The following is a 25,028-nucleotide window of genomic DNA, read 5'->3' as shown; positions in this document are numbered from 1 at the left end:
GGAAATTGTATGCGTAAGATAACAACCGCCGAGGCACTGGCGGCGCAAATTCAGGACGGTGCGACTATTGCTATTAGCGGTAACGGCGGCGGTATGGTAGAAGCCGACCATATTCTGGCTGCTATTGAAGCGCGTTTCCTGCAAACCGGACACCCTCGCGACCTGACGCTAATCCACTCGCTGGGTATTGGCGATCGCGACTGCAAAGGCACTAATCGTTTTGCGCACGCAGAGATGCTCAAACGCATTATTGCCGGGCACTTTACCTGGTCGCCCAAAATGCAGGCGCTGGTAAAAAATAACACGATTGAAGCCTACTGCTTTCCTGGTGGCGTGATTCAGGCACTGCTACGGGAGATCGGCGCCGGACGTCCGGGGCTTTTTACCCACGTTGGGCTGGGATCGTTTGTTGATCCACGCAATGGCGGCGGTAAGTCGAATGAATGCACTACCGACGACCTGGTAGAACTGATTGAAATCGACGGTGAAACCAAACTTCGTTATCGCCCTTTCAAAGTGGATTACGCGATTTTGCGTGGCACTTATGCCGATCCTCGAGGCAACGTCAGCCTTGAAGAAGAAGCGATTGATATGGATAGCTATTCCATGGCGCTGGCAGCACACAACAGCGGCGGCAAAGTGTTCGTACAGGTACGCGATGTGCTGGAAGCTGGCGCGATTGAACCACGCCGGGTCAAATTACCGGGCATTCTGGTTGATGGCATCGTTGAACACCGCGAACAACCGCAAACCTATCTTGGCGGTTACGACCTGACCATTAGCGGTCAACATCGCCGTCTGAGTTCTAACGACGCTATTGAACTGGTTAGTCATCCGGTGCGCCGCCTGATTGCCCGTCGGGCAGCACGCGAACTGGTGGCTGGCGCTTCAACCAACTTTGGCTTTGGTATTCCTGGCGGTATTCCAGGCGTAGCGCTGCGCGAAGGCGTTCCTTACCAAAGTTTATGGCTGAGCGTCGAGCAAGGCGTACATAACGGCATGATGCTTGATGATGCTCTGTTTGGTTGTGCCCGCAACGCCGATGCCATTATTCCATCACTCGATCAATTTGAGTTCTACAGTGGCGGAGGGATCGATATCACCTTCCTCGGCATGGGAGAGATGGATCAGTACGGTAACGTCAACGTCTCCCATCTCAATGGCAATCTCATTGGCCCCGGCGGTTTTCTCGAAATTGCGCAAAACGCCCGTAAAGTGGTGTTCTGCGGCACGTTCGACGCCAAAGGTAGCAAGATTGATGTAACGCCAGATGGCTTGCATATCGCCCAGTCAGGTCAAATCCCTAAACTGGTTACCCAGGTGGAAAAAATCACTTTTAGCGCCGCCTACGCACAGCAAAGTGGTCAGGAAGTGTTGTATATCACTGAACGCGCAGTATTCCAGTTAACGGCAGAAGGCGTTGAATTAATTGAAATCGCACCGAGTGTGGAGATTGAGCGCGACATTCTGCCGTATATGGCCTTCCGTCCAATTATCAAGCATCCACGCCTGATGGAAAGTAGCCTGTTTACGCCGATGGAGGATGCATGAGTCAGCTTGATGACACCATCCTTGATGCGCTGACGCACGTTACTTTCCCAAAGGGTTTTGCACAGGCAGAGCCCGCATGGGTTGTCACGGTAGACGGTGTTGATTACCCACTCTGGCAAACAGATGCCCTGGTAGTCGGCAGTGGTGCAGCCGGGCTGCGTGCAGCTGTGGAACTTAAACGCCGCCAGCAAAATGTGCTGATCGCCACTGCCGGGTTATATATGGGGACGTCGGCATGTTCTGGTTCCGATAAACAGACACTGTTTACCGCCGCTACCGCGGGCAACGGCGACAACTTCACCAAACTGGCAGAGGCACTGGCGAGCGGTGGGGCGATGGATCACGACACCGCTTATGTCGAAGCGGTAGGTTCTCTGCACACTCTTGGCGGGTTGCAATATCTTGGTCTGGAATTACCGGAAGATCGCTATGGCGCGATTCTTCGTTATCAAACCGACCATGACGAAGCCGGGCGTGCAACCTCGTGTGGGCCGCGGACCTCAAGGTTAATGGTGAAAGTGCTGTTGGAAGAAGTACAGCGCCTCGCCATTCCAGTGTTGACCAGTGCAACAGTGATTAAACTGCTGCATCAGCGTGACGAAAACGGCGAAGACCGTGTGGCGGGGGCAATCCTCGCGACCGGTCATCGCGCCCATAACCCTTGGGGGCTGGCAATTGTGACTGCGCCCAATGTGGTACTGGCAACAGGAGGGCCTGGCGAGCTTTATCGCGACAGTGTGTACCCACACAAATGTTTTGGCTCGCTGGGGCTGGCGCTGGAGGAAGGCCTGACGCTAACCAATCTGACCGAAAGCCAGTTTGGTATAGGCACGCCGCGCAGCACGTTTCCGTGGAATTTATCCGGCACCTATGTACAGGTGATCCCGTATATCTATTCCGTGGATGCTGAGGGTAACGAGTATAACTTCCTCGCGGATTACTATCGCACCACCCAGGAGCTGGCTTCAAACATTTTCCGTAAAGGCTATCAGTGGCCGTTCCACGCCACTCGGGTGATGGATTTTGGCTCCAGCTTGTTAGATATGGCAGTAGCGCAAGAGCAGCAATCAGGGCGTCAGGTATTTATGGATTTCAATCGCAATCCTGAACCTGTGCCGGGTGACCTGCCATTCTCATTAGAGCGACTGGACGACGACGTTCGCGCGTATCTGGAAAATAACGACGCTCTGGCACCATCGCCCATCGAACGACTGCAACGAATGAATCCGCTGTCTATCTCGCTGTATAAGATGCACGGTTACGATCTCACCACGCAGCCATTGCAGTTTGCCATGAATAATCAGCACATGAATGGCGGCATTGAAGTGGATATCTGGGGACAAACATCCCTGCCCGGTTGTTTTGCCGTGGGGGAAGTTGCTGGCACACACGGCGTCACTCGCCCTGGTGGTGCGGCATTGAATGCCGGGCAGGTTTTTGCTGTTCGTCTGGCACGTTTTATTGGTTGCACGCAAAAACGTAATATTGATGGAGATATAGCACAGCTGGTAGCTCAGGCACTGGCTTCTATAAGAGAGATCATTACTCAGGCGCACGATAACGGGACCGGGATGCCGTTGTCGGTTGTGAGAGAAAAAATTCAGGCACGAATGTCTGACCATGCGGGATTTATTTGCCATGCCGATAAAGTCCGACGCGCCACTCGTGATGCCCTGCTATTGAACGAATTTGTCCAACGGCATGGATTGGCTATCAAACATGTGGGCGAAGTTGCCGAGCTGTTTATGTGGCGGCATATGGCGCTGACCTCTGCCGCCGTCTTAACTCAACTGACACATTATATTGATGCTGGTGGTGGCAGTCGTGGGGCACGGATAGTTATTGATCCACAAGGCAAATGCCTACCACAAACTCGTCGCGGCGCAAAAGAAGAATGGCGTTTTCGCTCTGAACGTGCTGAAGACAAAAATCACAGATTAACGATTCAATATTCGCAAGGTTCTTTTATTACCGAAGTGAAGTCTTTACGTATGCAACCGTGTATTAACGGTATTTACTTTGAAAAAAACTGGCCAGACTTTTTAAATGGAGAAATTTACACACAATAATTTTCAATATTTCCTCTGTACCTGATTTTTATTACCTATTACACGGAAACACCAACAACCAGGGTTTATTAATATAATTAAAAGGTTTAAACATGAATAAAATAAAGAATTACCGGTGGCATATGATTGCCCTCGTATGCTTTATCACTGTAATCAATTATCTGGACAGAACGGCATTAGGTATTGCGGCTCCAACGATTATGGAGACAACCGGAATAACTAAAGAGCAATATTCATGGATTGTCAGTGCATTCCAGTTGGCCTATACATTAGGGCAACCGGTAATGGGCTTCTTTATTGATACCGTGGGTCTGAAGTTAAGTTTTGCGATATGTGCCGCAATTTGGGGCCTGGCGACAATGGGCCATGCACTCACCGGAACGTGGTCTGGTCTGGCATTTATGCGCGCCCTGATGGGTTTCAGCGAAGCGTCGGCAATTCCGGCGGGTGTAAAAACCGCATCAACATGGTTCCCGGCAAAAGAGCGTGGCGTGGCGACAGGTGTTTTCAATATGGGCACCTCACTCGGCGCGATGCTTGCTCCACCGTTGATTGCCTGGTGCATTATGTTTCATAGCTGGCAATTTGCGTTTATTGTTTCAGGTAGCCTTGCTTTGCTCGCGGCTTTATTTTGGTTCTTTTGTTATAAAGATCCGAAAGATGCCAAACGCCTTTCTGATGAAGAGCGCCACTATATTGAATCAGGACAAGAACAGCATCTTAAAACAGATAAGAAAGAAAAAACGTCAATCAAGCATATCCTCAGCCAACGTAATTTCTGGGGGATTGGCATCGCGCGTTTTCTCGCAGACCCGGCATGGGGAACCATTAACTTCTGGGTGCCGATTTTCTTCGTCGAAACGCTGCATTTTAGCCTGAAAGAAATTGCCATGTTCGTCTGGCTGCCTTTCCTGCTGGGCGATCTCGGCTGTTTAGCCAGTGGTTTTGTCGCGAAGTTCTTCCACGATCGCGGCGTGAGTTTAATTAACTCACGAAGAATTACCTTCACTATTGCAGCCGTCATTATGATGACGATTGGCCTGGTGAGTATTGTCGAAAATCCCTACATTGCCGTATTACTGATTAGTATTGGCGCGTTCTCGCATCAATGTCTTTCTACTGTAGCAGCAACTCTGGGTGGCGATCTGTTCAAAAAAGACGAAGTAGCTACCGCAGTGGGTATGGCAGGAGCCTGTGCGTGGAGCGGTCAGTTGATTTTCAACCTGTTTATCGGGGCATTCGTTCACATTATCGGCTTCGCGCCGTTCTTTATTGCCCTGGCTTTCTTTGACATTATTGGCGCCATTGCGCTGTGGACGCTTATCAAAGTTAAAGATGAAGAACCGCAAGTACAGTTAGCGACAAGCTAATTAATAGATATCAGAGCGTTATACTACCAGTTGTAACGCTTTCGCTATAAAGCAAAACGCCGACCAATGGTCGGCGTTTTTACGTCTCGTTGAATAACGAATTATTCAGCTACTACGTTTACGATCACTTTCGCGAATACTTCGCTGTGAACCTGGAAGCTCACTTCGTGTTCGCCAGTGGTACGCAGAACGCCGTTCGGCAGACGAACTTCGCTCTTAGCCACTTCAACGCCAGCTGCAGTTACAGCGTCAGCGATGTCGCGAGTACCGATGGAACCGAACAGTTTACCTTCGTCGCCAGCTTTAGACGCGATGGTAACAGTTTCCAGTGCATTGATTTTCTCAGCGCGAGCATTAGCAGCTGCCAGAACTTCAGCCAGTTTAGCTTCCAGTTCAGCGCGACGTGCTTCGAAGAATTCAATGTTTTTCTTGGTAGCTGGAACAGCTTTACCCTGCGGTACCAGGAAGTTACGAGCATAGCCCGCTTTAACGTTTACCTGATCACCCAGGCTACCCAGGTTTGCTACTTTATCAAGCAGAATAACTTGCATTACCTTATCCTCTCAAAGTCGTATTAATGGACCGTGACCGATTACTGATGGCGATCAGTGTACGGCAGCAGGGACAGGTAGCGAGCGCGTTTGATAGCGCGAGCCAGCTGACGCTGGTATTTTGCACGGGTACCGGTGATACGGCTTGGGACAATCTTACCGCTTTCGGTGATGTAGTTTTTCAGCGTAGCGATATCTTTATAGTCGATCTCTTGAACGCCTTCCGCGGTGAAACGGCAGAACTTGCGACGACGGAAATAACGTGCCATATGGCTAGTCTCCAGAATCTATCAATTCAATCTGCTCGGCATGCAAAACCATTTTGCTCAGTCCGTTCTTTGCCTTGTGGCATGAAATGAACCCCTGAACGGTTATGCGACTGCCGACCGTTATACTGTGAGTAATGGCCTGGTTTTCGTGTCCGCTAACAATAACGGGCATTTGACACCATGCCTGCCGGTGAAAACCGGCTTCCTCCTGCACAGAACGATGCTCAAGCACGAACTGGCAGTGAGGAATTCCTGATGGACTGACCTTTCGAAGGGGAGTCCTGCACACGGTGCCGGACAACACCAGACGGTTGGTCATCAGAAATTACTCTTCAGAATCCCCAGCTTCAGCATCATCAGCGGTTTCGTTTGCGAAATCATCGCGACGCTCACGGCGCTCGTCTTTCGCTTTAACCATTGGAGATGCTTCGGTAACAGCGTGCTTGGTACGCATAACCATGCTGCGGATAACGGCATCGTTGAAGCGGAAGGTAGTTTCCAGCTCATCGATCACTTCCTGCGGAGCTTCAACGTTCATCAGAACGTAGTGTGCTTTGTGCAGTTTGTTGATCGGGTAAGCCAGCTGACGGCGGCCCCAGTCTTCCAGACGGTGGATCTTGCCTTCTGCACCAGTGATGGCAGCAGTGTAGCGCTCGATCATGCCCGGAACCTGTTCGCTCTGGTCAGGATGGACCATAAAAACGATTTCGTAATGACGCATCGAATTGCTCCTTACGGATTATTCAGCCTCCTGTCTGGGTCAGCCGAATCCCGGGGAGGCAAGGAACGTGTTAAAGGTCGGCTGAAAAATGACGCGTTATAGTACTGACATACCCCGCTAAACTCAAGGGCGGAGCAGAAATAAATCTCCCCTTTCGCAAATAACCTCTAAACCGCTGATTTGAAGTTCATCACATTCCGTCACAGTGTTTTTTCGAACAACTGCATCAGAAATGGTCACCATCAACTTCTTTATCATTGATTAAAATTAAATCAGAAGATCATCACAGAGGAGAGCACACAAAGTCAGCCGTCGAGGAGGTATCTATGTTCAGTCGAGTTTTAGCCCTTCTGGCTGTGCTTTTGCTAAGTGCAAATACATGGGCAGCCATTGAAATTAATAACCACCAGGCCAGAAATATGGACGATGTGCAAAGCTTAGGCGTGATTTATATCAATCATAATTTCGCCACTGAAAGCGAAGCACGTCAGGCATTAAATGAAGAAACAGATGCGCAAGGCGCAACGTACTACCACGTAATTCTGATGCGGGAACCGGGGAGTAACGGCAATATGCACGCCAGCGCGGATATTTATCGCTAGCACCAGGTATAACCAACGAAACATTGCCATAGTTTGCTTTGCCCCCTTCGCAGGGGGCTTTTTTTGAAAAACGGCTGCGGAATTAGACCAGTTATCTCCCGAGGAAGGAAATTTCCGCAGCGCGTGTTTTACTTCTGCCCGTAATAAGCGTTAGGGCCGTGCTTACGCATGAAGTGTTTATTCATCAGGAAGCTGTCGATGTGATTGAGTTGTGGATTAATACTGCGCGCAATCCACGCCATTTTCGCCACTTCTTCCATCACTACCGCGTTATGCACCGCGTCGTGGGCATCTTTCCCCCAGGCGAACGGTCCGTGCTGATACACCACAATTCCCGGCGTATGCAGCGGCTCGGCGTTGCCCAGCGTTTCGATAATCACTTTGCCAGTGTTCAGTTCATACTCACCCTGCACCTCTTCTTCGCTTAATCCACGCGTACACGGGATATCACCAAAGAAGTAGTCAGCGTGCGTGGTGCCTAACGCCGGGATCGCCAGCCCCGCCTGCGCCCATGCGGTGGCATGAGTGGAGTGGGTATGGACAATGCCGCCAAGCGACGGGTAACGACGGTAGAGTTCGAGATGCGTCGCAGTGTCGGAAGATGGGCGATACTCCCCTTCCACCACCTTGCCGCTCATATCAACCACCACCATATCGGCCGCTTTCATGGTTTCGTAGGCAACGCCGCTGGGCTTGATCACCACCAGCCCGCGTTCGCGGTCGATAGCGCTGACGTTGCCCCAGGTAAAGGTCACCAGCCCGTAGCGCGGCAGCTCCATGTTGGCTTCAAATACCTGCTGTTTTAGCTTTTGCATTATGCCGCCTCCACCATGCCCGCTTTCGCCATGCGCGCTTTCACCCAATCACGCGCTTTCGCCACTTCTGCCGCCGGGTCTTCCGCCGTTTCGCTCCACATCTCAATCAGGTACGGCCCGCAATAGCCACTCTGTTTGAGCGTTTCGAAACAACGTTCGAAATCCACTACACCTTCGCCAAACGGCACGTTTTTGAAGACGCCAGGTTTGGTGTCTTTCACATGTACTGCGACGATATGCCCGATTCCGGCCTGCAACTCCATCTGCACATCGTTGTCCCACGCCGACAGGTTGCCGATATCCGGGTAGAGCTGGAACCACGGATTGTTGAGATAGTGCGCGTAGCCCAGCGCCTTGCTGATGGAGTTCATCAACGGATAATCCATGATCTCCATCGCCAGCGTCACCTGCGCGCGGCTTGCCATCTCAACGCTCTCTTTCAGGCCGTCACGAAAACGACGACGCGTTTCGTTATTGGCTTCCTGATAGTAAACGTCATAGCCCGCCAGCTGGATCACGCGAATGCCGACGTCCTGAGCGAACTGGATAGCTTTACGCATAATCTCCAGCCCCTGCGCCCGCACCGCGTCATCTTCGCTACCCAGCGGGAAACGACGATGAGCAGAAAGGCACATTGACGGTACGCGTACGCCGGTTTCAACAATCGCGTTCACCAGCGCCAGACGCTGATCGCGGCTCCAGTCGAGGCGCGACAGGCGCTCGTCCGTTTCATCTACCGACATCTCGACAAAATCGAAGCCCAACGTTTTTGCCAGTTGCAGGCGTTCCAGCCAGCACTCCCCGGCGGGGAGCGCTTTTTCATAGATGCCAAGCGGGATTTGTTTGGACAACATATCCGCTCCTTAGCCCCACAGTTCGGCGATGGAACGTTTGAACTGACGTGCGGCTTCCACCGGAGAAGCGGCATCACGGATACTACGGCCCGCGATAAAGACGTGAATCGGAATGCCTTTGAACAGTGGCAGATCTTCCAGCGCCAGGCCACCAGTGACGGTCACTTTGAAGCCCATATCGGAAAGACGTTTGATCGCGGTAATGTCCGCTTCGCCCCACGCCACGCCTGCGGCCTGCGCGTCACGGCTGCGGTGATAAACCACCTGCTGAATGCCTGCGTCGCGCCACTGCTGCGCCTGTTCCCAGGTCCAGTAGCCGGTCAGTTCAATCTGCACGTCGCCGTTAAACTCTTTTGCTACGTCCAGCGCGCCTTTGGCGGTGTTGATATCCGCACAGCAAATTACCGTCACCCAGTCAGCATTGGCTTCGAAGCACATACGAGAAAGAATTTTGCCCGCATCGGCAATTTTGGCGTCTGCGAGTACGATTTTGTGCGGGTAAAGCGCTTTCAGATCGCGAACCGCACGCACGCCTTCGCCCACGCACAGAATGGTGCCCACTTCGATAATGTCGACTTCTTCGGCAATCAGGCGAGTGGTTTCGTAGGCGCTATCCATAGTCTGGTTGTCCAGCGCGACTTGCAACATCGGTAATGACATCTTCAATTCCTTCTTAAGCTGCCGCGTTGGTGCGGTCAATGAGATCCAGTACTTCCTGCTCGGTACGGCAGGCACGTAAACGGTCGAAATTTTCTTCATCTTCAAACAGATTGACGATCTGCATGATGCCTACTTCCTGGTGCGTGTTGGCATCGACCGCCGCCATGGTGATGAGGATATCCACAGGGTCATTATCTTCGTGGTTGAACTCCAGCGGCTTTTTCAGCGTCACTAGCGCAAAACCGGTTTTCTTAACGCCCTCTTCCGGGCGACCGTGCGGCATTGCCAGGCCTGGTGCGAGCACAAAGTACGGACCGTGCTGTTCAACCGCATCCAGAATCGCCTGGTAGTAACGCGGCTCGACAACATCCGCCGCCACCAGCAGGTCAACGCCGATTTTCACTGCGTCCTGCCATGTCTCTGCTTCAGCCTGCAGGCGGATGGATTTATTCTCCGCCAGCGAATCACGTAATTTCATGGCGCGTCCTTACTTCACGTCCTGCGGGAAATGCTCTTTGATCACTTCCAGCAGTTTCGGGCCAAAGTCGGCAGGAGAGAGCATGTTGCGCACGCCGACCACGTATTTGTTGCCGGTCACGGTGATTTCGCCCGCAATGTGCGTAGAAGCGATGATGATATCCGCGCCGCTCAACTCGCTTTTGTATTCGCCAACCGCGCAGCTGTTTACCGTGTGGTCAATGTTTGATTGGGTTAAAAACTGGTCCACTTTCATCTTCATGATCATGGAACTGCCTTGTCCGTTGCCACACACAGCCAGAATACGTACGGTCATAATCAAAACTCCTTATTAAGCAGACTGTTCTGCCAGTTGTTTTTCTGCATCTTCTTCTGCGCGCAGTGCGCGGCCAGCGAAGAACATATAAGCCAGTGCAATTACAATGATGACAGCCATAAAGGCGATACCGATGGAGAAGAAGCCCTGCATCATCGGCGGTGCCAGAATCGACCAGTCCGCCATACCCATCCAGGCACTCATACCGGTAAGTTTCACCGCCCAGACGCAACCAAAGATTTCGATCATCCCCATCACCAGACAAATCTTCAGCGCCGCACGCCAGCCGCCGAAGTGGTTAGCGAACACGCCGATGGTGGCGTTGGAGAAGAACATCGGGATAAAGCCGGGAATAATCAGGATCGAGGAGCCGCAGGCGACCAGGATGCCAACCGCAATCAGCTGACCGATGGTGCCCCACATAAAGCCCCAAACCACGGCGTTCGGCGCGAAGCTATAGATAGCCGCACAGTCAATCGCCAGAACCGCACCTGGGATCAGGCGCTGAGAGATACCGTTAAACGCTTCAGAGAGTTCCGCCACAAACATGCGCACGCCCTGAGTGATGATGAAGATCGCCACCGCGAAGGAGAAACCGGTTTGCAGGATGTAGACCGTCCAGTTCACTTTGCCTGCCATCGTCTGCACGGTGTCGATACCGAAGGAGAGCAGAATGGCGCCAAAGAAGATGGTCATGACAATCGCCGTGGAGACGATGTTGTCGTGGAAAATGTTCAGCCAGCCAGGCAGTTTGAGATCTTCAACGCTCTCCTCTTTTTTGCCCAGGAACGGCGCGACTTTATAAGCAATCCATGATGCAAACTGCTGCTGGTGACCGATGGAGAAACCGCAGCCATCCGTCACTTCCTGAGTCGGCTTGTACATCATATTGGAGGTAATGCCCCAGTAGAGCGAAACCAGAATCGCGGTGCAGATAATGGTCGTCCACATGGAATAGCCGAAAATAAACAACGTAACGGCAATCAGCCCCGCCTGCTGGAACATGATGTGACCAGTCAGCATGATGGTACGAATACCGGTAATGCGACGCAGCAGCACGTAACAGATGTTCAGTGCCAGCGCTAACAACACCGCGTAACCTACCCAGCTATAAGCATCGCCCATGCGTTCAATGGTTGCCATCATCGACGCGTAAGTATCTGAAATCGCACCGTTGATGCCGTAGACTTCCGACATTTTCGCCACCACCGGTTTGAAGGTACTGGTCAGGATGCCGGCCCCTGCCTGCAACAACATGAAACCAATAATGGTTTTTATCGTACCTTTGATAATAACGCTGACACTTTTGCGCAGCAGGATATAGCCCAGACAGGTCACAATACCCAGCAGTAACGGGGCATTGGTCATGACCTGGTTAAAAAACACGGTAAAGATGTTGTAGAGGATCTCCATAACGATCTCCTGAAGAAGAGGTAACCGGGTATTCCGCACACCCGGAATGTTGTGCACTCACTCTAATTTTCAAAAGTAATCACAACAAGATTATTTATGATTAAATGTGACGCGACCCGCAAATAATTCCACACGGATAGAGTGGGATTCACACAACGAAACAATTATTTATTTAAATTCATTTAGTTAATTTAACTACACATTCCATTAAATCTTTCCACACTCAAAATCAACAACAACTTCCCTGGCAAAAAGTCAAAAAATGGTCATTGCCTTCCTGAAAAAATAGTGTCAGGATTAATCAAAACCAATCACATATTGATTCGAATTGAACTATCATGAAGGTAAATGGCGATGAGTAAAGTGAAAAGTATCACCCGTGAATCCTGGATCCTGAGCACTTTCCCGGAGTGGGGTAGCTGGTTGAATGAAGAAATTGAACAAGAACAGGTCGCTCCTGGCACATTTGCGATGTGGTGGCTTGGCTGCACCGGGATCTGGTTAAAATCGGAAGGTGGCACCAACGTTTGCGTTGATTTCTGGTGCGGCACTGGCAAACAAAGTCACGGTAACCCGTTAATGAAACAGGGTCACCAAATGCAGCGCATGGCTGGCGTGAAAAAACTGCAGCCAAACCTGCGCACCACCCCGTTTGTTCTTGATCCGTTTGCGATTCGCCAGGTCGACGCGGTACTGGCGACTCACGATCACAACGATCATATCGACGTCAACGTCGCTGCTGCTGTGATGCAGAACTGTGCTGATGACGTACCGTTCATTGGACCGAAAACCTGTGTGGATTTGTGGATTGGCTGGGGCGTACCGAAAGAGCGTTGCATCGTGGTCAAACCGGGCGATGTTGTAAAAGTGAAAGACATTGAAATTCATGCGCTTGACGCTTTCGACCGTACTGCACTGATCACCCTGCCTGCCGATCAAAAAGCGGCTGGCGTACTGCCGGACGGCATGGACGATCGCGCGGTGAACTATCTGTTCAAAACGCCTGGCGGCTCCCTGTATCACAGCGGCGACTCCCACTACTCTAACTATTATGCGAAGCACGGTAACGAACATCAGATCGACGTGGCTTTAGGTTCATACGGCGAAAACCCGCGCGGTATCACCGACAAAATGACCAGCGCCGATATGCTGCGTATGGGTGAAGCCCTGAATGCGAAAGTGGTTATCCCGTTCCACCACGATATCTGGTCAAACTTCCAGGCCGATCCGCAAGAGATCCGCGTGCTGTGGGAGATGAAAAAAGATCGCCTGAAGTATGGCTTCAAGCCGTTTATCTGGCAGGTTGGCGGCAAATTTACCTGGCCGTTGGATAAAGACAACTTCGAGTACCACTATCCGCGTGGTTTCGATGATTGCTTCACTATTGAACCGGATCTGCCGTTCAAGTCATTCCTGTAATCTGTCGTTTATACCGGATAGCGTGGAGTAGTTCGCGCTATCCGGCGTAGTATTTCCTGGCTATTTCAAATATCATCTAAAAAAATCAAATTTTATCGGAATAGCTCATGACTGAAGCACAAAGACATCAAATCCTCCTGGAAATGCTCGCACAATTGGGCTTTGTGACCGTTGAGAAAGTCGTTGAGCGTCTGGGAATTTCGCCTGCCACTGCGCGACGCGATATCAATAAACTTGACGAAAGCGGCAAACTGAAAAAAGTGCGCAATGGCGCAGAAGCTATTACCCAACAGCGCCCGCGCTGGACGCCGATGAATCTGCATCAGGCGCAGAATCACGATGAAAAAGTACGTATCGCTAAAGCGGCCTCGCAGCTGGTTAATCCGGGCGAAAGCGTAGTCATCAACTGCGGCTCCACCGCGTTTCTGCTTGGGCGGGAAATGTGTGGCAAGCCAGTGCAAATCATCACTAATTATCTACCGCTGGCAAATTACCTGATCGATCAAGAACATGACAGCGTGATCATTATGGGCGGACAGTACAACAAAAGTCAGTCCATCACTTTAAGCCCGCAGGGCAGCGAAAACAGTCTCTATGCCGGGCACTGGATGTTTACCAGCGGCAAAGGACTGACAGCAGAAGGGTTGTATAAAACCGATATGCTGACGGCAATGGCAGAGCAGAAGATGCTGAGCGTGGTAGGGAAACTGGTGGTACTGGTTGATAGCAGTAAGATTGGCGAACGCGCGGGAATGCTTTTTAGCCGTGCCGATCAAATTGATATGCTGATCACCGGCAAAAATGCTAACCCGGAAATCCTGCAACAACTGGAAGCGCAAGGGGTCAGCATTCTGCGTGTTTAAAGATGCTGGCGGAAAAATGTCACTGCAGCATCTAACGCCTCAGGCGTAATGCGGTGACGCACGCCTGGCTGCCATGAACAGGTTAGCAGTTTATCCCGTCCCGTCTCGCTTAAGGCCTGCTGCAAACGTAGTGATTCGTCGGCAGGCACAACGTCATCGTCGAGGCCATGCCACAGCAGTAGAGGTCTGTCACTAAGTTGTTCCAGGTGGTTTGTCGCTTCCCACTCTGCCAGCGGCGCGACAATGTTATTGAATTCATTCTGCTGTGCTGTCGTTTCAGGTATCAGCGGTGGAAACAGTGAACGGGCGAGTGATGTAAAATAGCCCGATCCCATCATGCTGGCGGTACATCTCACCGTGGGGTGGCGAGCGGTAATCCCCAGTGCCGTCATCGCGCCCATCGACGCACCACCGACTGCCAGACGGTCATCAAGCAGCCACTTTTCTTCGGCTATTGCCGCACGTAAAGTAGTGAATTCCTGCATACTTTGTAGCAAGATTTGCCAGAATTGATTTAACCGCCGCGCTGCGTCGCCACTAAAACGACTACCGTGATCGGGCGCATCCGGCATGATCACCCGCAAACCAGCCTGCGCCAGCGCAACGGCAAAATAGCTATACACCAGACTGGACGAAGTAAAGCCGTGATAAAAAATCGCGCACGGTAACGGGGTATCTTTTTGTCCGACAGGATAAGCATGAAGAACGGGAATATCTGCCAGCTCGCGTGATTCTATTTCAATCATCTGTCTCTCCTTTTTGTCTGGTATGACATGAAGAAATCCTTAGCACAAGTTTCTGCTGGCGGTATTAGTTCATAATGTTGAGATGTGGGTTACGCTTTCGTCACGTTTTCATTCGAAAATCGCGTACCAGGTAACAATTCGGGAACATTCCCCCAAAGTTAAATTAATAAGGCACTACACTATGGTTAGCAGGAAACGTAATAGCGTTATTTACCGGTTTGCCAGTTTATTATTGGTGTTGATGTTAAGTGCCTGTAGCGCACTGCAAGGTACGCCACAGCCAGCACCGCCAGTAACGGACCATCCGCAAGAGATTCGCCGCGACCAGACGCAAGGGTTACAGCGAATAGGTAGCGTAAGCACGATGGTTCGGGGTTCTCCGGATGACGCATTAGCAGAAATCAAAGCGAAAGCTGTCGCTGCAAAAGCTGATTATTACGTTGTCGTCATGGTGGACGAAACCATCGTGACAGGACAGTGGTATTCACAAGCCATTTTGTACCGTAAATAAATCAGACAACTTACATAGTCAGCTTTACATTGCTTTGCGTCCCTATGCGTTTACCTGTGCACAATAAATTACCGGCTGGAAGCCTGGGCGTTTATTACCGCGATGGAATGCCCTGCAACATGTGGGGAAACGAAAAATGGAGCTGACGATGAAACAATTACTTGCCTCACCCTCGCTGCAATTAGTGACTTATCCTGCGAGCGCCACGGCACAGTCTGCAGAATTCGCCAGTGCTGACTGCGTGACGGGCCTGAATGAAATAGGTCAGATCTCAGTTAGCAATATTTCAGGGGATCCGCAGGACGTGGAACGTATCGTGGCGTTAAAGGCCGATGAACAAGGTGCGTCATGGTACCGCATTATTACCATGTACGAAGACCAGCAGCCTGATAACTGGCGCGTACAGGCGATACTGTATGCATGAGTGTCATCTACAGCAAATGAACAATGCCGGATGCGGCGCGAGCGCCTTGTCCGGCCTACAATTTTCACATATTTCATTTAGTTAATCGAAACCAGCGTCGCATCAGTCGTATACGCTTACACACACACTCCCCCCGTCGCCCGCAGCAATAAATCATTCTGGATCTGCTCTGACAACCGTACGCCGCCGCGCGTATCTAACATCACCTGACACCACGCCTGCGCCATTGGCGGAGAAGCATATTTCAACATTTGCGCACCGCAGCCCAGCAGGAATAGCTGATGAGTAATCTCTCGCCCCAGTTCTTCAGCTGGCTTACGCAGCTGCTGCTGTAAACGACGAACCGCGCGATCAAAATAGCGATCCTGCCCTTTCACTTCCACAAATGCTTCCGACAATAAGTCGTATACGCCCGCTTGCTTATTGAGAACGCGCAACACATCCAGGCACATAATATTGCCGGAACCTTCCCAAATACTGTTTACCGGCATCTCCCGGTAAAGCCGCGGCAGCTCGCTCTCCTCGCAATAACCAATGCCGCCCAGCACCTCCATCGCTTCGGCCACAAACGGCATACCTCTTTTGCAGATCACAAATTTTGCCGCAGGCGTAAATAAACGCGCCCACAGGGCTTCTTTGGCATCGGCACGCCGGTCCCACGCTCGCGCAAGACGAAACAGCAACGCCGTTTGCCCTTCAAGCTGAAGTGCCATGCGACTTAAGACATGACGCATAAGGGGCTGTTGGATCAATGGATTACCAAAAACATGGCGTTGATGTGCATGATAAATCGCCAGCGAAAATGCACGGCGCATCATGGCATGGCTACCCAGGGCGCAATCAAAACGCGTCATCCCACCCATTTTCAGGATCAGACGAATTCCTTCCCCTTCCTGCCCCAACAACCAACCAATGGCATCCTGAAACTCCACTTCGCAACTGGCGTTAGAGCGATTACCCAGCTTATCTTTCAGCCGCTCGAGGCGAATCGCGTTGCGTTGCCCGTCAGGCAAAAAGCGCGGCACAAAAAAGCAGGACAGACCACCCGCGGTCTGCGCCAGCACCAGATGCGCATCGCTTTGCGGAACCGAGAAAAACCATTTATGCCCCACCAGCCGATAAGAGCCATCTTCCAGACGCTCTGCACGGGTGGTGTTGCTCATAACATCGGAACCGCCCTGCTTTTCCGTCATTCCCATGCCAATCAACAAACCGCGTTTTTGCCCACCTGGCAATAAGTGAGAATCGTAGCGATCGCTCAATAGCGGCGTGGTCCAGTCCTGAAACGGCGCGGGTAACATCTGTAACAACAATGGCGTGGCGGCAAAGGTCATGGTTATCGGACATAACGACCCTGCCTCAACCTGCGCATGTAACATAAAACGCGCCGCGCGCGCCACAAATGCGCCGGAGCGAGCGTCTTCTTCCCAGGCAAGATTGTGCACCCGATTGGTACATAGCGCCTGCATCAGCAGGTGCCAGGCGGGGTGAAAACGCACATCGTCCAGACGGCGTCCTTGCGCATCGTAGCGCAATAATTCAGGCGGATTCACATTCGCCAGCCGCCCCAGTTCAAGGGATTCAGCCGTTCCTAACTGCTGACCAATACTGGCTAGAAAATCGCTATCCCAGCCAGCACCTTCACGCGTTACCGCTTCGCAGAGCGCGCCATCAGACAGGTATAAGTTGCTGTTATTTAATGGTATAGGTTGATTAAAAACGGTGTGAGTTTGCCAGTGCACTGTGTCTCCCTCCATCAATGGCAGTCACCATTAGTATGGTCACTGCCATGGATTCATGACAGAAAGAGATTGCTAAAACATTCTTATCCAGCAATGTAATGCGGAACGAAACGTGAGGTGTCTTTGGTGATCAGTGTGTTATCTTCACGGATCCCCATTCCGCACGCTTCATCATCGACAATCCAGCTACCGATGAGTGTGTAGCTATCGCCAAACCGCGGCAGAGGTTGAAACGCCTGGTAGATCATCGGTTCATCGGCGTAATCACCATCAGCGTGGTCAACGACGTTATTCTGGCCGTCGAAAATGGTGACATTTCCGCCTTCGCGCGAGTAGAGCGGTTTACGCACATAGCTTTCGCCAGCGGCAATCTGCGATTTTTCACCCTCAAACCAGGATGCAAGAAGGTTAGGATGACCAGGGAAGAAGCGCCAAAGCAGCGGCATTAGCCCTTTATTACTCAAGATACTTTTCCATAACGGCTCCACCCATTGCTCGCGACGCTTGCGCAGCAGCGGACCGTTATCGTCACGCATCATCCACTCCAGCGGATACAGCTTAAATGCACGCTGGATGACATTATCATCAAGATCGGTCAGTACGCCGCCGACGCCCAAACCGAGATCTTCAATGTAGATAAACCGCGACTCCTGCCCTGCCTGCTGGGCGCAGTCCTGCAAGTACAGCACGGTACTCCTGTCTTCATCGGTGTCCTGACAGCAGCAAAAATAAAACGGTTCCCGACTGTAAAGCTCGCTAAAGCGTGAAATCAGGCGTTCCTGAATAGCATTGTACTGATCGGCATCACGCGGAATAATGCCGCTGCGCCGGGCATCCTCCAGCCACAGCCACTGGAAATAAGCCGACTCGTACAATGAAGTTGGCGTATCGGCGTTGTACTCCAGCAGCTTCACCGGCGCATTGCCACACCAGGCAAAATCCATCCGTCCATACAGCGAAGGATCGCGGGCGCGCCAGCTTTCAGCGATCACATCCCAGTACAACGGCGGGATCGCCAGTTGCGTCAGGATCTCTTCATCTTTTACCGCGCGATCCACCACCTCAAGGCACATCTGATGCAGTTCCGCAGTCGGTTTTTCGATCTGCTCTTCAATCTGGCGCAGAGTAAAACGGTAAGCCCGACTCTCATCCCAATAGATTTCATTGTCGATGATATGAAAGTCGAAACCGTTGTCAGCGGCGATCTGGTCCAGATCCCGTCGCACAGGAACGTTGTGTCTCAGCATGATTAGCCTCCCCAATGCCCACGGGCGCTGGAAGAACGACCATAGCCGCCGCGAGAAACGGTAGACGCTTTTTTGGTGGTAAAGCCGCCCGAAGAGTAAGACTCTTTTTTGCCAGAACCGGAGCGCCAAGAGTAATCACCAGAAGTGCTGCGCCAGACTGGGCGCGAAGCAAAAGAGGAACCGCCGCTGTTATAAACAAACGGCTCATCGCGATCTTTACGAATAACCCGGCTTAACAAAAATCCAGAAACGACCGGGATCCAACTCTGTTCAACATTGTCGTAGTAGCAATTTTCGTACTTAGACTGACAGTTCTGCTGAGTCATATTCTTCGGAACATCGGCATAAAATGCCGTTTTGGCGTTGTTCCAGCCACGCGCGCAAATGTCGGCATTATTACCGTCATCAATACAATCCTGCACTGTCGCGTAAAACGTTCCGTCGCCGTCGTTATCGACATCGCTACTATCGCTACAACCTTTCAATACGAAAAAAGCGGCACCGCCCATTAGCGCCAACGTTAAGTATTTTTGTGCGTAGCGATTGCGACGCGGTTCAAAAGGATTATTCGGTCTACCAATGCGACTAATCGCTCCGTGACCAATTTTACTGTTATTTCTTGATTTGCGTTTTCTGGCCATGATCGTCCATTACCATGTCATACAAGCTGCGTTAAAAATACCGCCAGCCAGCGCGGCGGTTCCCATAAACATTCCTGCTGCGGTATTGTGATTAATAATTTTTTCGCTTAATGCGGGCATATAAAGTCTGACACCAGCAAAAACGAGTAACTGAATCACCAGTGCAATCCCGCCCCAGGCGAAATAGTCTGGAATACTCACCGCATTGATTGCCGCACTGGATAAGGGGATAACGTAACCCAACAATGTACCGCTGAACGCCAGTGACGCCGCGGTATTATTGTTTTTGATTAACTGCCATTCGTTGTGCGGTGTAATTTTAGAATAGATAAACAGAAAAATAATCACCATAGCCACGCCAATAAAAAAATAGGCGCTAAAGGCAAGAAGTGAATCCAGTATATGCATTGTAAACGTCCTTGTAATTAACCAATAATATGAAGTGATGTCAGTGGGATATCGACACCCAACGCGCGCGAAAATAACCACTCTGGCTCGCCGAGATCGTTAAAAGATTCCTCACCATTTAGCAGCAAATATTCGTAAGTATCTTCGGTTACTTGCCGTTGGTAGCCCATGGTAAAATTATGGACCTCCCATTTGGCATGGTTTTGATTTTCTACTTTTTCCAGCATGTAGACGGGTTCGATATTTCCCGGTTCTTCGCTGTTAAAAAATCGCTGCCAGCGTTTTTCCTGCAGTTTAAGGTCATTGCTCCCATCGCTTTGGCGTTGATCGCCTCGCGCCAGTGACTCTCTTTACTGATACCGTAGCTCTCTTCATAGACAAAGAGCTTGATATCATCAATGTCATCAATATCTTCGCCGCCGGTGGTATTGATTTGCAGAAACTCATCGCCTGAAGTGTAGTAGCGGAAAATCTGACTACCGCCGCCCAGATCGATGTGGCTGACGGCGGCTACCGTAAATTCCTCACCCGGCAGCGCAATCAGCAATTCATCTTCCAGCAAACGAAACGCTAACGTGTCGAGCGTAAAGCCACTATTGAGATGAAGTCCCAGCGGACCACGAGCGATAGCTGGCTTATTATCCTTGCCAAACAGACGCTGGAAAAAACCAGACATATTTTATCCTTAAAATAGTTGCCAGCCTTTTAGCGAGGCTGGCAAAAAAATTACTCGCCCTGTTGGCGTTGCAGTCTTGCTAATACATCCTGGGCGCTACTTTTATTGCTACCGCCAATTCCGGCTTCCGCCAGCTTTTCGTCAAGGTCGCGACCGTCTGCGACTTTCTCCAACTGTGCGGCAGCATCCAGGCGAGCCTGACGTTCGGCCTGACGCGTTTGCAGGCGTTTTAAGGATTCTGCCGCTGTCGAAACGCTGGAAGATGCGCCAACGGTAGAGGTTGTTACAGCCTGTTGTGCACGCTGCATGGCTTCAGTGGCTTTAACGACTTCCATTTGCTGCTCAAACTGAGCGATACGCTGCGCTGTCGCTGTAACTGCTTTTTCCACGCCATCACGGGAGACTTCCAGATTCGACAACACTTGCTCTTCAGCGGTAATGAGATTCTCAAGGCGCGCGATTTCTTCAGCAACTTCGTTAATCAACGACGGATTAACGTTCTTGCTTAACGCTTCCAGCGCACGGGCTTCCAGACTGGCTTTGCGCTCACGTAAATCTTTCAGCTTATCGTGACTTAATTTCACCCGCGCCAGCAGATCAACGCGAGATTTTCCGGCTTTATCGAGTTCAGCTTTAGCGTCACGAATATGCTGTTCCAGCATGCGCACGCCCTGGGTTTCTTCAATGGATTCTTCCGCCTGGGAGATAAACGATTTCCCCAGCGTAAATAAACTTTTTAAAATTCCCATAAATACCCGTCCTTGTAATTAGTGTGAATATTCTTCTGTAATTTCAGCCAGATCCAATGCGTTATCTACCAGCGAGGTTATCTCAAGCAGGATATCTTCAAGAGAAGATTTAAGCGATAACGCCCCGAAAACAATGTAATACTCTTCCTGTTGTACGCTGGAGATCCCTACCGATGACAACGGCATCATCTTCTGATTTCTTAATAAGAAGGTATTAAATTCATCTGGATTGCTGATACTACTCACCGGACAAATAAAGGTTTCGATAATCATTTGGCGGGAAGTAAAAAGAATATTGATTTGCAAATCGCCATAATCATTCATTTTAATAATTAATGCGTTCTCGCTATTTGTTACATCAATATTTTGTTCAGGTACAGTTTGCAGCGCCGTCGCTAGCGCCAACGGATTCCATGTCATATATTATTCCATATAGATTAAGTTTAAATATTAATAAAATGAATATTTGCAATACGTAATTATCTTACCAGCTATAGACAAAAAAAAACCATCCAAATCTGGATGGCTTTTCATAATTCTGAGAAATTAGCTGCGCTGGCGCACCGCTTCAAATAAGCAAATTCCGGTCGCAACCGAAACGTTCAGGGAAGAAACGCTTCCAGCCATCGGGATGCTGATCAACTCATCGCAATGTTCACGAGTCAGGCGACGCATACCTTCACCTTCCGCACCCATCACCAGCGCCAGGCGTCCGGTCATTTTGCTCTGATAGAGTGTATGATCCGCCTCGCCTGCCGTACCGACGATCCAGATATTCTCTTCCTGCAACATACGCATGGTGCGCGCAAGGTTAGTCACCCGAATCAGCGGAACGCTTTCTGCCGCGCCGCAGGCTACTTTTTTCGCCGTAGCGTTGAGCTGTGCGGAGCGATCTTTCGGCACAATCACCGCATGAACGCCTGCGGCGTCCGCACTACGCAGGCACGCGCCGAGGTTGTGCGGATCGGTTACGCCGTCGAGGATCAGCAGGAACGGTTGATCGAGCGAAGCGATCAGATCCGGCAGATCGTTTTCCTGATACTGACGTCCTGGCTTCACGCGGGCGATAATGCCCTGATGCACGGCACCGTCGCTTTTCTCGTCGAGATATTGGCGGTTTGCCAACTGGATAACCACGCCCTGAGACTCAAGGGCGTGAATCAGCGGTAACAGACGTTTATCTTCACGGCCTTTTAAAATAAAGACTTCCTGAAAACGTTCAGGGGCGCGCTCCAGCAGGGCCTGCACTGCGTGGATGCCGTAAATCATTTCGCTCATTAATGTACTCGTTGTTTACGTTTTGCCTGATGCACTACGTTTATCCGGCCTACATGATCTCTGCAATATATTGAATTTGCGTGATTATGTAGGCCGGATAAGGCGTTCACGCCGCATCCGGCATGAACAAAGCGCATTTTGTCAGCAATCTAACCCTCTTCTTTTAAAGAGGGTATTGATCACTCTGCCACTTTTTTCTTCGCCGCACGCTTCGCTTTGGTCGCTGCAGCTATTTTCTGCGTTTTCGCCGATGGCTTTTTCGCTTTTCTCGCGTCTTTCTTCGCCGCTTTCGGCTTCGTTTTTTTCTCACCGCGGAAGGCGCTGTCTGGCTCAAAGTTTACCTTTTTACCGACCTGACGACGCTTGCCGCCTTTTTTACCTGCATCGCCTTTTTTCGCTTTCTCGCGCGCCGTTTTACCGACGTTGCGCGGTGCGCGTTCGCTGGAGATCAGGCTAAAGTCGATTTTGCGCTCGTCCATATTAACCGCTTCGACGCGAACTTCCACGCGATCGCCCAGGCGATAAGTCTGGCCGCTGGATTCCCCCATCAGGCGTTGCCCTACCTGGTCAAAGCGATAGTAGTCATTGTCCAGCGAAGAGACATGGACCAGACCATCAATGAACAAGTCGTCCAGACGGACGAAGAAGCCAAAGCCAGTGACGCTGGAAATTACGCCTTTAAAGACGTTACCTACCTGGTCGAGCATGAAGTCACACTTCAGCCAGTCAGCCACATCGCGCGTTGCTTCGTCGGCACGACGTTCCGCCATCGAACAGTGCTGACCCAGTTGCAGCATCTCTTCCATCGAATAATGGTAGCCGCCGGTTTCAGTGGTGTTGCCCTGATGCCCCTGCTCTTTCGCCAGCAGATATTTAATGGCGCGGTGCAGCGTCAGGTCTGGATAACGACGAATCGGCGAAGTAAAGTGCGCATAGGACTGCAATGCCAGGCCAAAGTGACCACGGTTTTCTGGATCGTAAATCGCCTGTTTCATCGAGCGCAGCAGCATGGTTTGCAGCATTTCTGCATCAGGACGATCGGCAACCGACTCCAGCAGCTCCGCGTAGTCACGCGGTTCCGGCTTGTTACCGCCCGGCAGTTCCAGCCCCAGCTCCGCCAGCACTGAACGGAAAGAGGTAATCGCTTCGGTGCTCGGCTTGTCGTGAATACGGAACAGTGCCGGTTCTTTCGCTTTCTCAACGAAACGCGCCGCCGAGATATTCGCCAGAATCATGCACTCTTCAATTAATTTGTGCGCGTCGTTACGCTGGGTCTGTTCGATACGTTCAATACGGCGTTCAGCGTTGAAAATGAACTTCGCTTCTTCGCTCTCAAATGAGATCCCACCGCGTTCTTCACGGGCTTTATCCAGCACTTTATAGAGGTTATGCAACTCTTCGAGATGCTTAACCAGCGGGGCGTACTGCTCGCGCAGATCCTGATCGCCCTGCAGAATATGCCAGACTTTGGTGTAGGTCAGACGCGCGTGAGAGCTCATCACCGCTTCGTAGAATTTGTAGCCCGTCAGGCGGCCTTTCGACGAAACCGTCATCTCGCACACCATACACAGGCGGTCTACCTGCGGGTTGAGCGAACACAGGCCGTTAGAGAGCACTTCCGGCAGCATCGGGATAACCTGCGAAGGGAAGTACACCGACGTGCCACGGTTACGCGCTTCTCTGTCCAGCGGCGTTGACGGACGCACATAGTAGCTGACGTCGGCAATCGCGACCCATAAACGCCAGCCGCCGCCGCGTTTTTTCTCGCAGTAAACTGCATCGTCAAAGTCACGGGCGTCTTCGCCATCAATGGTGACCAGCGGTAAATCGCGCAGATCAACACGGCCCGCTTTTGCTTCTTCCGGCACTTCTTCTTTCAGCCCGGCAACCTGTTGCTCAACAGCCTGCGGCCAGATGTACGGAATTTCATGGGTACGCAGAGCGATATCAACCGCCATGCCGGTGCCCATATTGTCGCCCAGCACTTCGACGATTTTACCCACCGCTTTGGTGCGGCGAGTCGGACGCTGAGTCAGTTCGACTACGACCACAAAGCCCATCCGCGCGCCCATGATCTGATCGGGCGGGATTAAGATATCGAAGCTCAGACGGCTGTCGTCAGGAACCACAAAGCCGACGCCCGCTTCGGTAAAGTAGCGACCAACAATCTGGCTGGTTTTTGGCACCAGTACGCGGACAATACGCGCTTCACGACGACCTTTACGGTCAGCACCCAGCGGCTGAGCCAGCACCTGATCGCCATGAATGCAGGTTTTCATCTGCTCGCTGGAGAGATACAAATCATCTTTACGCCCTTCAACCCGCAGAAAGCCGTAGCCATCACGGTGGCCAATAACGGTACCTTTCACCAGGTCGAGGCGTTCCGGCAGCGCATAGCACTGACGACGAGTGAAGACCAGTTGACCATCGCGCTCCATCGCGCGCAGGCGGCGACGCAGGCCTTCAAGCTGCTCTTCGCCTTCAATGTGCAGTTCTACCGCCAGCTCATCACGGCTGGCCGGTTTTTCACGTTTGGTTAAATGTTCGAGGATAAATTCCCGACTAGGGATGGGATTCGCGTATTTTTCAGCTTCGCGTTCCTGGAAAGGATCTTGTGACATCTCGGTTCCTCCGTTGTCATCTCTGATGAAGATTT

Annotated in this window: 27 protein-coding genes and 1 pseudogene; 8 read left to right on the top strand and 20 right to left on the bottom strand. The window is 51.3% G+C overall.

What is annotated here, in order from left to right:
* The first annotated feature begins 9 nt into the window (after nt 1-9).
* From K0778_RS06645 to K0778_RS06635, 3 genes are all read left to right on the top strand, one after another.
* Entirely contained in the window at nt 10-1,551 is a 1,542-nt protein-coding gene (locus tag K0778_RS06645) for an acyl CoA:acetate/3-ketoacid CoA transferase (protein WP_001226947.1), read from the top strand.
* Nucleotides 1,548-3,620, top strand: a complete 2,073-nt coding sequence (locus K0778_RS06640; RefSeq protein WP_000080350.1) for an FAD-binding protein — start codon at nt 1,548-1,550, stop codon at nt 3,618-3,620. The genes K0778_RS06645 and K0778_RS06640 overlap by 4 nt, the downstream gene beginning before the upstream one ends.
* Nucleotides 3,621-3,712: 92 nt before the next feature.
* Nucleotides 3,713-4,990: an MFS transporter gene (locus K0778_RS06635; protein WP_001033615.1), complete on the top strand. Its 1,278-nt coding sequence runs from the start codon at nt 3,713-3,715 to the stop codon at nt 4,988-4,990.
* Nucleotides 4,991-5,091: 101 nt separating this feature from the next.
* Here K0778_RS06635 and rplI read toward each other — a convergent pair whose 3' ends face one another.
* Genes rplI through rpsF form a run of 4 tightly spaced genes read right to left on the bottom strand, consistent with a single transcriptional unit; the run spans nt 5,092 to nt 6,531 of the window.
* A complete protein-coding gene (gene rplI, locus K0778_RS06630) occupies nt 5,092-5,541 on the bottom strand; it encodes a 50S ribosomal protein L9 (protein ID WP_001196062.1) in 450 nt (149 codons plus the stop codon).
* 41 nt (nt 5,542-5,582) lie between these two features.
* Nucleotides 5,583-5,810: a 30S ribosomal protein S18 gene (gene rpsR / locus K0778_RS06625; RefSeq protein WP_000135199.1), complete on the bottom strand. Its 228-nt coding sequence runs from the start codon at nt 5,808-5,810 to the stop codon at nt 5,583-5,585.
* A gap of 4 nt (nt 5,811-5,814) precedes the next feature.
* Nucleotides 5,815-6,129 carry a primosomal replication protein N gene (gene priB, locus K0778_RS06620; RefSeq protein WP_001296681.1) on the bottom strand — a complete coding sequence of 105 codons (315 nt, stop codon included), beginning with the start codon at nt 6,127-6,129 and terminating at the stop codon, nt 5,815-5,817.
* 6 nt (nt 6,130-6,135) lie between these two features.
* Nucleotides 6,136-6,531: a 30S ribosomal protein S6 gene (rpsF, locus tag K0778_RS06615; RefSeq protein WP_001216676.1), complete on the bottom strand. Its 396-nt coding sequence runs from the start codon at nt 6,529-6,531 to the stop codon at nt 6,136-6,138.
* A gap of 326 nt (nt 6,532-6,857) precedes the next feature.
* Here rpsF and yjfY point away from each other — a divergent pair, with 326 nt between their 5' ends.
* A complete protein-coding gene (gene yjfY / locus K0778_RS06610; RefSeq protein ID WP_000492914.1) occupies nt 6,858-7,133 on the top strand; it encodes a DUF1471 family protein YjfY in 276 nt (91 codons plus the stop codon).
* A 128-nt stretch (nt 7,134-7,261) separates the two neighbouring features.
* Here the strand turns inward: yjfY and ulaF are convergent, their stop codons facing one another.
* From ulaF to ulaA, 6 genes are read right to left on the bottom strand one after another with little or no spacing between them, the layout of a single operon-like run.
* Nucleotides 7,262-7,948, bottom strand: coding sequence for an L-ribulose-5-phosphate 4-epimerase UlaF (gene ulaF / locus K0778_RS06605; RefSeq protein ID WP_001170848.1), 687 nt, complete (start codon nt 7,946-7,948; stop codon nt 7,262-7,264).
* Nucleotides 7,948-8,802, bottom strand: a complete 855-nt coding sequence (gene ulaE / locus K0778_RS06600) for an L-ribulose-5-phosphate 3-epimerase UlaE (RefSeq protein WP_000949504.1) — start codon at nt 8,800-8,802, stop codon at nt 7,948-7,950. The genes ulaF and ulaE overlap by 1 nt, the downstream gene beginning before the upstream one ends.
* A 9-nt stretch (nt 8,803-8,811) precedes the next feature.
* Complete coding sequence (ulaD, locus tag K0778_RS06595) at nt 8,812-9,462, bottom strand: 3-keto-L-gulonate-6-phosphate decarboxylase UlaD (protein WP_000056760.1); 651 nt, start codon at nt 9,460-9,462, stop codon at nt 8,812-8,814.
* A gap of 13 nt (nt 9,463-9,475) precedes the next feature.
* The gene (gene ulaC, locus K0778_RS06590) at nt 9,476-9,940 is read right to left on the bottom strand and encodes a PTS ascorbate transporter subunit IIA (RefSeq protein ID WP_000776505.1); all 465 of its coding nucleotides are present in this window, start codon (nt 9,938-9,940) and stop codon (nt 9,476-9,478) included.
* A 9-nt stretch (nt 9,941-9,949) separates the two neighbouring features.
* A complete protein-coding gene (ulaB, locus tag K0778_RS06585; RefSeq protein ID WP_000218362.1) occupies nt 9,950-10,255 on the bottom strand; it encodes a PTS ascorbate transporter subunit IIB in 306 nt (101 codons plus the stop codon).
* Between the two features lie 15 nt (nt 10,256-10,270).
* Entirely contained in the window at nt 10,271-11,668 is a 1,398-nt protein-coding gene (ulaA, locus tag K0778_RS06580) for a PTS ascorbate transporter subunit IIC (protein ID WP_063084808.1), read from the bottom strand.
* Nucleotides 11,669-12,022: 354 nt separating this feature from the next.
* Here ulaA and ulaG point away from each other — a divergent pair, with 354 nt between their 5' ends.
* Together ulaG and ulaR are read left to right on the top strand one after the other, a co-directional pair.
* A complete protein-coding gene (ulaG, locus tag K0778_RS06575) occupies nt 12,023-13,087 on the top strand; it encodes an L-ascorbate 6-phosphate lactonase (protein ID WP_001301370.1) in 1,065 nt (354 codons plus the stop codon).
* Between the two features lie 107 nt (nt 13,088-13,194).
* Nucleotides 13,195-13,950, top strand: coding sequence for an HTH-type transcriptional regulator UlaR (ulaR, locus tag K0778_RS06570; RefSeq protein WP_000133631.1), 756 nt, complete (start codon nt 13,195-13,197; stop codon nt 13,948-13,950).
* Here ulaR and yjfP read toward each other — a convergent pair.
* Nucleotides 13,947-14,696, bottom strand: coding sequence for an esterase (yjfP, locus tag K0778_RS06565; RefSeq protein WP_000569679.1), 750 nt, complete (start codon nt 14,694-14,696; stop codon nt 13,947-13,949). The two genes, ulaR and yjfP, sit on opposite strands and share 4 nt — an antisense overlap.
* A gap of 181 nt (nt 14,697-14,877) precedes the next feature.
* Between yjfP and bsmA the strand changes: the two genes are divergently transcribed.
* Nucleotides 14,878-15,207: a biofilm peroxide resistance protein BsmA gene (gene bsmA / locus K0778_RS06560; protein WP_000254633.1), complete on the top strand. Its 330-nt coding sequence runs from the start codon at nt 14,878-14,880 to the stop codon at nt 15,205-15,207.
* 148 nt (nt 15,208-15,355) lie between these two features.
* On the top strand, nt 15,356-15,631 hold the full coding sequence (yjfN, locus tag K0778_RS06555; protein WP_000811566.1) for a DUF1471 family protease activator YjfN: 276 nt from the start codon (nt 15,356-15,358) through the stop codon (nt 15,629-15,631).
* 116 nt (nt 15,632-15,747) lie between these two features.
* Here yjfN and K0778_RS06550 read toward each other — a convergent pair whose 3' ends face one another.
* The 9 genes and pseudogenes from K0778_RS06550 to rnr all read right to left on the bottom strand — a co-directional run bounded on the left by K0778_RS06550 (nt 15,748) and on the right by rnr (nt 24,993).
* Entirely contained in the window at nt 15,748-17,373 is a 1,626-nt protein-coding gene (locus K0778_RS06550; protein WP_001295190.1) for an isovaleryl-CoA dehydrogenase, read from the bottom strand.
* 83 nt (nt 17,374-17,456) lie between these two features.
* Nucleotides 17,457-18,620, bottom strand: coding sequence for a glutathionylspermidine synthase family protein (locus K0778_RS06545; RefSeq protein ID WP_000943964.1), 1,164 nt, complete (start codon nt 18,618-18,620; stop codon nt 17,457-17,459).
* A gap of 2 nt (nt 18,621-18,622) precedes the next feature.
* The gene (locus K0778_RS06540) at nt 18,623-19,261 is read right to left on the bottom strand and encodes a DUF1190 domain-containing protein (RefSeq protein ID WP_000101685.1); all 639 of its coding nucleotides are present in this window, start codon (nt 19,259-19,261) and stop codon (nt 18,623-18,625) included.
* A 9-nt stretch (nt 19,262-19,270) separates the two neighbouring features.
* Entirely contained in the window at nt 19,271-19,669 is a 399-nt protein-coding gene (locus K0778_RS06535) for a DUF350 domain-containing protein (protein ID WP_000547760.1), read from the bottom strand.
* Between the two features lie 17 nt (nt 19,670-19,686).
* A pseudogene (locus K0778_RS06530) lies at nt 19,687-20,345 on the bottom strand (YjfK family protein).
* A gap of 50 nt (nt 20,346-20,395) precedes the next feature.
* A complete protein-coding gene (locus K0778_RS06525; RefSeq protein WP_000511955.1) occupies nt 20,396-21,094 on the bottom strand; it encodes a PspA/IM30 family protein in 699 nt (232 codons plus the stop codon).
* A gap of 18 nt (nt 21,095-21,112) precedes the next feature.
* Entirely contained in the window at nt 21,113-21,514 is a 402-nt protein-coding gene (locus K0778_RS06520; protein WP_000220128.1) for a YjfI family protein, read from the bottom strand.
* A gap of 126 nt (nt 21,515-21,640) precedes the next feature.
* Nucleotides 21,641-22,372 carry a 23S rRNA (guanosine(2251)-2'-O)-methyltransferase RlmB gene (rlmB, locus tag K0778_RS06515; protein WP_001293282.1) on the bottom strand — a complete coding sequence of 244 codons (732 nt, stop codon included), beginning with the start codon at nt 22,370-22,372 and terminating at the stop codon, nt 21,641-21,643.
* 179 nt (nt 22,373-22,551) lie between these two features.
* On the bottom strand, nt 22,552-24,993 hold the full coding sequence (gene rnr / locus K0778_RS06510) for a ribonuclease R (RefSeq protein WP_000076332.1): 2,442 nt from the start codon (nt 24,991-24,993) through the stop codon (nt 22,552-22,554).
* Nucleotides 24,994-25,028 lie beyond the last annotated feature (35 nt).

It is taken from the genome of Escherichia sp. XD33 (assembly GCF_019375075.1).
GTDB lineage: Bacteria > Pseudomonadota > Gammaproteobacteria > Enterobacterales > Enterobacteriaceae > Enterobacter > Enterobacter flexneri_A.
Note: the sequence above shows the minus strand (reverse complement) of the source record. Positions and strands in the feature narration are given on the sequence as shown.